The organism is Natrinema soli, assembly GCF_028618695.1.
Genome location: NZ_JAQIVI010000415.1, coordinates 1 through 1,998 on the forward strand (window position 1 = coordinate 1; position 1,998 = coordinate 1,998).

At 62.2% G+C, this 1,998-nt stretch carries 2 protein-coding genes; both read left to right on the forward strand.

Annotated elements, in window-relative coordinates; genetic code table 11:
- A partial coding sequence (locus PGX04_RS22695; RefSeq protein WP_273740586.1) for a glycerophosphodiester phosphodiesterase family protein occupies positions 1 to 175 on the forward strand: 175 nt, incomplete at its 5' end.
- Positions 176 to 411: 236 nt separating this feature from the next.
- Positions 412 to 1,998, forward strand: a 1,587-nt coding sequence (locus PGX04_RS22700) for a cytochrome c oxidase subunit I (RefSeq protein WP_273740585.1), incomplete at its 3' end; no start/stop codon positions are given.

Consider the following 1,998-nt stretch of genomic DNA (forward strand, 5'->3'; position numbering starts at 1 on the left):
CGTTTCGGCCGCCGAACCCGAGATCGACGTGCTCGAGGCGGCCCGCGCGGAGGGCCGGGCGGTCAACGTCTGGACGGCGACGAACTGGGTCCAGTTCGACGAACTCGCGGCGGCCGGCGTCGACGGGATCGTCGCCGACTATCCCGGATTGAGTGGGGACTCGAGCGGGCGATAACGACGGCGGGCGGCGCGATGTCACGCGATTCGTTCCCATCGGGGTCACCGGACAGGAAGTACTGCCTGCAACTGCGCCGGATACCTTGATACGACAAATCGTGCAGAGGAAGTGTTGACTATGTCTCTCGTCTCGCGTTCGAGGTGTCGGTTCGACCGTGGGCTTGCGAGCGAACCCGGCGTCGCCGCGGTCGGACGTGGTGTCGACTCGAGGCACTGGTCAGGAGGCGGCGGACCATGAGCGGGCTTCCGCCGCAGACGAGTATCAAACGCTGGCTAGTGACGACGAACCACAAGGACGTCGGGATTTTGTACATCGCGACGGCGCTGTTCTTCCTCGTCACCGGCGGCGTCCTCGCATTGCTGTTCCGCGCTCACCTCTGGGAGTTCGGCGGCACCGGACTCCTCACGAACACCGAGTACAATCAGTCGGTCTCGATCCACGGGCTGTTGATGGTGTTCTGGTTCATTTCACCGCTCGGATTCGGCTTTGGGAACTATATCGTTCCGCTCCAGATCGGGGCGAAGGACATGGCATTTCCGCGCCTGAACGCGATGAGTTACTGGTTCTACCTTTTCTCGGGCCTTCTCCTCCTCCTCTCGTTCTTCCAGGGGACGACGTGGGCCAACGGCTGGTACATGTACGCGCCGCTGAACGTGCCGATCTACAACCCCGGTTACACGCTGACGATGGGCGGCAATGCGACGATCCTCGCGTTGACCCTGTTCGTTCTGTCGACCACTCTCAGCACGGTGAACTTCCTGACGACGATCCACCGCTGTCGCGCCGAGGGCCTCGGCCTGTGGAACGTGCCGCTGGTCACGTGGGGGATCCTCCTGACCGTCTGGATGATGCTGTTCGCGTTTGCGGCGCTGCTGGCCGCACTGATCCTCATGTTGACCGACCGCCTCCTGCTCACGCAGTACTTCGCGACCGACCAGGGCTCGAGCCTGCTGTGGGGACACCTCTTCTGGTTCTTCGGTCATCCGGAGGTGTACATCGTCTTTTTCCCCGCACTGGGGATCATGTTCGAGACGTTCCAGACCTTCTGTGGTCGACGAATCGTCGGCCGGAAGTGGGTCATCATCGCCATGGTGCTCGTCGCGGTGCAGTCCTTCCTGGTCTGGATGCACCACATGTTTCTGACGACGATCAACCTCCCGATCAAGACGCTGTTCATGGCGACGACGATCGGGATTTCGCTCCCCTTCGACCTGATGGTCTTCGCGCTGATCTACACGATGGTCAAGGGCCGCGTCCGATTCACGACACCGTTTCTGTTCACCCTCGGGGCGCTCGTCCTGTTTATCATCGGCGGCATTACGGGCGTCTTCCTCGGTGCAGTGGTCCTCGACTACGAGTTCCGCGGGACCTACTGGGTCGTCGCACACTTCCACTACGTGATGGTCTCCGGTGTCACCGCGCTGATCGGCGGCCTCTACTACTGGTGGCCGAAGATCTCCGGCAAGATGTACGACGAACGGCTCGGAAAACTCAGCTTCGCGGTCTACTTCATCGGCTTCAACCTGCTGTACTTCCCGATGTTTCTCGCCTGGGAGACGCCGCGCCGCGTCTTCCACTACCCAGAGGGGGCCGAACTCTACCACCAGTTAGCGACCGTCGGAGCCTTCGTCATCGGTACGGGGGTTCTGCTCGTTTTCATCACACTCGCGAAGAGTTTCGTCTCCGGACCCGACGCGCCCGATAACCCGTGGGCGTACTCGCGAACCGCCGAGTGGGCGACGACCTCTCCCCCGCCGCTCGAGAACTGGCCGAACCGACCCAGCTACGCGAGCGGTCGACTCGAGTTCGTCGACGACGCG